This window comes from Pantoea sp. ME81 (genome assembly GCF_903970985.1).
Lineage (GTDB): Bacteria > Pseudomonadota > Gammaproteobacteria > Enterobacterales > Enterobacteriaceae > Pantoea > Pantoea communis.
Window position 1 is genome coordinate 1 of record NZ_CAJCKS010000303.1, and the last position, 2973, is coordinate 2973.

A 2973-nucleotide genomic window follows, 5' to 3' on the forward strand; every position below is an offset into this window, starting at 1 on the left:
TCGTGCAGTGCCTGGAACAGGGTGGCACTGTCACGCAAACGCTTAGAGCCCGGAAAGGGTGCGTTGCAACGGCGAGATATTAAGCCCGCGCGCCACAAATCCGCAAATCCATTTCGGGGCAAGCTCCAGCACCTGACGAGCAGCGGATTCGGTGCTAAATTCAGCAAATACACAAGATCCGGTCCCGGTCAGGCGCGACGGCGCGTATTCTAGCAGCCAGGAAAGCAGCGCATCAACCTCGCGAAAACGTTTTCTTGCCACAGCTTCACAATCATTGTGAAAAGGACGCTGTAACAGTTCATCTAATGTGCGTATCGGTGAATTGCGCGTCAAGTCAGGATCGCGAAAGATATCCGGCGTGCCGATGCTAATACCAGGATGTGCCACCAGATACCATTTTTCTTCAGGTTCAGCAGGCTGAATCTCCTCGCCAACCCCTTCGGCAAAGGCGGCGTGCCCACGCACGAACACCGGAACATCAGCACCAAGCTGCACGCCAAGGGTGGCTAACTCATCCACGCTAAGCCCGGTTTGCCATAAATGGTTCAGCGCCACCAGCACGGTCGCGGCATCGGAAGAGCCTCCGCCCAGTCCGCCGCCCATCGGAAGACGTTTTTCCAGGGCTATCTCCGCACCCGCGTTTTCGGGCAGCGTACCGCGAACGACCGCGGCTTGCTGTAACATCCGCGCCGCCCGCACGATCAGGTTATCGTCATCGGCGACGCCCGCTAACGGCGTCAGCAGCGTAATGTTTCCACTGCAGTCAGGCGTGATCTCCAGCGTGTCGCCGTGATCAAGAAACTGAAACAGCGTTTGCAGATTGTGGTAGCCGTCAGCGCGACGGCCCGTAATGTAGAGAAACAGATTCAGTTTTGCCGGAGCAGGCCAGGTGGTGATCATTGCGTGGTCCAGCTATCCATGCGCAGTTTGATACGCTGACCACCTTCTGTCAGTTCCAGGTTGGCTGGCAGCGGTGGATTCACTTTGCTGTCGTAATCAGAGATGTTCACTTTCCACTGCTGGCCATTACGGCTGTAATTCACACTCTGCAACTGATAGCTGCTATTGAGCTGATAATCCGTGGCATCACCCGGCAGACCCATCATCCACTGACGCAGATTCGCCAGCGGAATATCCATGCCGGTCAACTGTGAAATCATCTTCTCAGCGTCATTGCTCACATAGCGCTTGCCTTTGTTATCGACAATTTGCACCACCGAACCCTGCGCATCCAGCTGCAACTCGGTACTGCCCAGCGGATTGGTTAACAACAGACGATAGCGATCGGCGGCGGTTTGCTGCCAGTTAAAGCGCGCATAGACTTTTTGCTTATCGGAGAGATAGGCAAAAGCGCCACGCGTTTGATATTGGGTGATTTTCTCAACGGCTTGCTGATGCTGCTGCCATTGCGGTGAGGTGGTGCTGGGGCCAGGACCTTGTGGTTTGTTGATGCTACAAGCAGCCAGCAATACGCTGGCAAGGGGCAAAAGGCGCAACAGCTTGCGCGGGGGCAAATGCATCACGTGGTCGTCTCCTCAGACACGTTTTTACTTCGTAACCGATAACGCTAACCATCCAATACTATGCCGTCAATGCCGATGTAAGGATAATTGCGCACGATCAGTTTAATCTTATTACAGTCATAGCCTTTGTATGGCTTTTCTTGATCTGTGGCATCTTGTAGAATGCGCTTCACAAAGCCCTGACAAATATTGGGACATCCCAACCCGAATCACCATGACGCTGCTTGCTCTCGGAATCAACCACAAAACCGCACCTGTTGCGCTGCGCGAACGCGTTGCGTTTCTGCCAGACACGCTGGATCAGGCTCTGAATAGCCTGTTGTCCCAGCCGATGGTTCAGAGTGGTGTGGTGCTCTCAACCTGTAATCGTACTGAACTCTATCTCAGCGTAGAGCAGCAGACAGATTTGCAGGAGAGGTTGGTGCGCTGGTTGTGCGAGTATCACGATCTGCGTGAAGAGGATGTCCGTGCCAGCCTTTACTGGCATCAGGACAACGCCGCCGTCAGCCATCTGATGCGCGTTGCCAGCGGTCTGGATTCGCTGGTATTGGGCGAACCGCAAATTCTCGGCCAGGTTAAAAAGGCCCATGCTGATTCTTCGCGTGACCATGCGCTAAGCAGCGAGCTGGAGCGCATGTTCCAGAAGACCTTCTCCGTCGCTAAACGTGTTCGCACCGAAACTGAAATCGGTGCCAGCGCGGTTTCTGTCGCCTTCGCCGCCTGTTCTCTGGCGCGTCAAATCTTCGAATCACTCAGCACGGTCAACGTGTTGCTGGTGGGCGCCGGGGAAACCATCGAGTTAGTGGCGCGTCATCTGCGTGAACACAAAGTGCAGAAGGTGATGATTGCCAACCGCACCCGCGAGCGTGCGCAGCTGCTGGCCGATGAAGTGGGCGCAGAAGTGATTGGGTTGGGTGATATTGAAACCCGTCTGGCCGATGCGGATATCATTATTTCTTCTACTGCCAGCCCGCTGCCGATTATTGGCAAAGGCATGGTGGAGCGCGCCTTGAAAGCACGTCGCAACCAGCCGATGCTGCTGGTGGATATCGCCGTACCGCGTGATGTCGAACCTGAAGTGGGTAAACTGGCGAACGCCTATTTGTACAGCGTCGATGATCTGCAAGCGATCATCGAGCAGAATATGGCACAACGCAAAGCCGCTGCAGTCCAGGCCGAAAGCATAGTTGTGCAGGAAAGTGGCGAATTTATGGCGTGGCTGCGTGCGCAAAGCGCGGGCGACACCATTCGCGAATATCGTTCACAAGCTGACGACGTGCGTGCCGAGTTGCAGGAGCGTGCGATTGCCGCGCTGCGTCAGGGCGCGGATGCCGAGAAAGTCTTGCAAGAGTTAGCGCACAAGCTGACCAACCGTCTGATTCATGCACCAACCAAATCACTGCAGCAGGCCGCGCGCGATGGCGACAGCGAACGCCTGCAGATCTTACGT

General features: G+C 55.3%; 3 protein-coding genes. 1 reads left to right on the forward strand and 2 read right to left on the reverse strand.

Features of this window, described 5'->3' with window-relative positions; genetic code table 11:
* Window positions 1–42 precede the first annotated feature (42 nt).
* Complete coding sequence (gene ispE / locus H7A81_RS26620; protein ID WP_182059270.1) at window positions 43–900, reverse strand: 4-(cytidine 5'-diphospho)-2-C-methyl-D-erythritol kinase; 858 nt, start codon at window positions 898–900, stop codon at window positions 43–45.
* Complete coding sequence (gene lolB, locus H7A81_RS26625; protein WP_034824277.1) at window positions 897–1520, reverse strand: lipoprotein insertase outer membrane protein LolB; 624 nt, start codon at window positions 1518–1520, stop codon at window positions 897–899. The genes ispE and lolB overlap by 4 nt, the downstream gene beginning before the upstream one ends.
* A gap of 217 nt (window positions 1521–1737) precedes the next feature.
* Here lolB and hemA point away from each other — a divergent pair.
* Window positions 1738–2973, forward strand: a 1236-nt coding sequence (hemA, locus tag H7A81_RS26630) for a glutamyl-tRNA reductase (protein ID WP_182059271.1), incomplete at its 3' end; no start/stop codon positions are given.